3 protein-coding genes are annotated in these 3,038 nt (G+C 39.8%); 2 read left to right on the forward strand and 1 reads right to left on the reverse strand.

Annotated elements, in window-relative coordinates:
• Positions 1-264: 264 nt before the first annotated feature.
• Positions 265-1,428 (reverse strand): CdaR family transcriptional regulator, encoded by a 1,164-nt coding sequence (locus tag BMZ99_RS25640; RefSeq protein ID WP_090944915.1) that lies wholly within the window; start codon positions 1,426-1,428, stop codon positions 265-267.
• A 322-nt stretch (positions 1,429-1,750) separates the two neighbouring features.
• On the opposite strand from BMZ99_RS25640, the gene BMZ99_RS25645 reads away from it, so the two are divergent.
• On the forward strand, positions 1,751-2,908 hold the full coding sequence (locus BMZ99_RS25645; protein WP_090944918.1) for a glycerate kinase: 1,158 nt from the start codon (positions 1,751-1,753) through the stop codon (positions 2,906-2,908).
• A partial coding sequence (locus BMZ99_RS25650; protein WP_139214867.1) for a pyruvate kinase occupies positions 2,905-3,038 on the forward strand: 134 nt, incomplete at its 3' end. The genes BMZ99_RS25645 and BMZ99_RS25650, both read left to right, overlap by 4 nt.

The following is a 3,038-nucleotide window of genomic DNA, read 5'->3' on the forward strand; positions in this document are numbered from 1 at the left end:
TTAAAGTAATCGTTATTAAAAAATAAACACCGAACAGTCAGCAGCCTGCACTGCTGTCTGTTCGGTGCTTTTGTATTATATAATCCTATCTACCTGTCATTGCGAGTGCCAGCGAAGCAATCCCACTTCTTGCCAAGAAATTGTTTCGCTGACGTTCGCAATGACAAACAGAGCAAATGTGTTCTATGTGCCTTTGCGGTTCGGTATCTTTACTTCGTGTTCTTCATACTCTTCGTGTCTTGGCATTTCAAAATATTTTATTTTTTAATCCTCAAATAATATTTTACACAATAACGCATGATTGAAAAAACCGCATGGGTCAAGTCCTGTGATTTCTTTAAATTTCTTCAAGCGGAATAATAAGGTGTTACGATGGATGTAAAGATTTTTTGCTGTACAGGTAATATTCATGTTATTGTTGAGTAAACTAACAATGGTATTTTTCATATCATACTTTCGTGTCAGATCGGCAGTTAGTTTTGCTTTGATGAGTTGTAAGGGCTGACAAGGGGATTTTGCATTCATTTCCTTTACGAGATAAGAAGATAAAATATCAAAATCATGTATGGACGCTAAAGAAGCTTGAGTCGTAGACATATGTAGAGCAAACAAAGCTTCTTGATAGGATTGTCCTAATGCCGTGTACTCCATCGCAAGGCTCCCTAAACCCAAGGAAAGGGGGAGGTTCAAAGTTTTTAATTGTTTTAATACTGCAGAGGCCCAGTCTTTATAAGAGTGTTCCCATGTCGTTTGTTCAAAATATTTAAGAATAATGAGTTTATCTTCGATGAAAACCACTAAATCATTATAATCAATATGAGAGGGAGTGGATAACAATTTCATGATGCTTTCTCGTGTTCTAGAGGATACTAAATCATTAAGTCCAAAATTTCGATAGGCATGATTAAGTAGTGGGGCAATATCTACCACAAGTACTAAGCGGGGAAGGGACATCTCATATTTTAGCAGTTTAGCGGTTTTTAGTAATTTATCATAATTGGCGCTTGCATGATCAGATAAGAGGAGAGCTGCAAAGTTTTCCCGCAATTGAAATTGGGAGCGGGCCTCTTCTTGCAGGACTTCTTGTTCTAAGATTAGCTCGGTCACCATTTTCACCATTCTGGCGATATCACGTACTTGGTCTGGATGACCAGAAATACCAACTACACCGATGATTTGTTCATGTAGTACAATCGGCATATTAAGGCCTGGCAGTGATCCTGTGTATTGATCAAGATCACCAGGAAAAATTTCTACGATTTGTAGACTGGTGATTACATCTTTTGCACCTTGGTGAAAGGTATTAATCCTGTGCTTATGCCCAGAAGCGATAATCACACCTCTGCTATCCATAATATTAATGTTTTGCTGGGCAATCGGCATGATGTGATCGACAATGGGTTGGGCTAGATTGCTTGTTAGTAACAAATGTGTTCACCTCGATTAGTTAAAATGTACAATGTTATCATAAATAATTGAGAAATAATTATTAGAAAAATAATCTTTTGATCATATTTATTATAGTGAAAAACTCTTATTAGATCAAGAATATTAAGGATTTACCTATTTAGGATCTTGACTTGACAGTCGAATTTGTATTTATTCATAAATTAGACACTTTATACAATATTCAGAAGAATCAAGAGAGATCTGTTATACATTTTGATCATTGTAATGGATTACTTTCTTACATACAATAGTACTAACAGCTGTAAACAGCCAAAGTGTAAAAGAGGAAGGATGGATGAACATGCGTATTGTAGTTGCCCCTGATTCTTATAAGGGGAGTGTATCAGCAGTTGGTACTGCTAACGCCATGGAAAAAGGAATTAAGGCGATTTTTCCTAATGCAGAAGTAATTAAAGTGCCAATTGCTGATGGCGGAGAAGGTACTGTAGAAGCCCTTGTCACAGCTACTGCTGGGCAAGTTATATACCAAGATGTAGTGGGACCCCTTGGTAATACGATAAAATCATATTGGGGAATTTTAGGCGATGGAAAAACTGCTATTATTGAAATGGCATCTGCCTCTGGGTTGCCCCTTGTCCCTAATGACAAAAAGGATCCTCGCATTACCACTACTTATGGAACTGGCCAATTAATACAAGCTGCTCTGGCAAAAGGATTGAAAAAAATCATTATTGGCATTGGCGGCAGCGCTACGAACGATGGCGGATGCGGAATGGCTCAGGCCTTAGGGGGAAAGTTTTTAGATGCTGATGGACAGGAACTGCCTTATGGAGGTGCAGCTTTGGCTCAGCTAGATCGAGTGGATCTTTCTGGTCTTGATGTACGGCTACAGGATACCGTGATTACCGTTGCCTGTGATGTGGACAATCCTCTATGCGGCGCAAAAGGAGCCACTGCTGTATATGGTCCTCAAAAGGGAGCAACACCAGAAATGGTGCAAGAGCTTGATGCAGCATTAAAGCATTTTGCCAATAAAGTGAGCCAAGTGACTGGTAAGGAGATAGCAGAGTATCCTGGTGCAGGTGCTGCCGGCGGACTTGGTGCAGGTTTATTGTTCTTTACGAATGCGACCCTTAGACCTGGTGTGGAAATTGTTCTGGAGACTACTGGGTTTGAGTCTTTGGTTGAATCTGCCCAGCTAGTGATTACAGGAGAAGGAAGAACGGATTTTCAGACTGCTTTTGGAAAGGCTCCAGTAGGGGTAGCTAAATTGGCAGAAAAATATAATGTCCCTACCTTGTGTCTATCTGGCGGTTTAGGTCAGGGATACGAGGATGTATTACAGCATGGTATAGATGGGGTGATGAGTACGGTTCCAGGTCCGATGAATCTGGAAGAATGCATGGAACGGGGAGCAGAACTCATTGAAATGGCAACAAAGCGGCTTTGCCTTATTGTTAAAGTAGGTATAAAAATAAATGGGATGGTGAATTTATGATCAAGAAGACGAAAATTGTTTGTACAATGGGTCCGAGTACAGGAAAACAAGAAATCATGGAAAAATTAATAGATGCCGGTATGAATGTAGCCCGCTTTAATTTTTCCCATGGTGACCACGCCGAACATAG

It is taken from the genome of Pelosinus propionicus DSM 13327 (assembly GCF_900114615.1).
In the GTDB taxonomy this organism is placed as follows: domain Bacteria; phylum Bacillota; class Negativicutes; order DSM-13327; family DSM-13327; genus Pelosinus; species Pelosinus propionicus.

Excerpts from the sequence above, each read along its gene's own strand:
- BMZ99_RS25645 (WP_090944918.1), top strand. The coding sequence starts at position 1,751 with ATGCGTATTGTAGTTGCCCCTGATTCTTATAAGGGGAGTGTATCAGCA.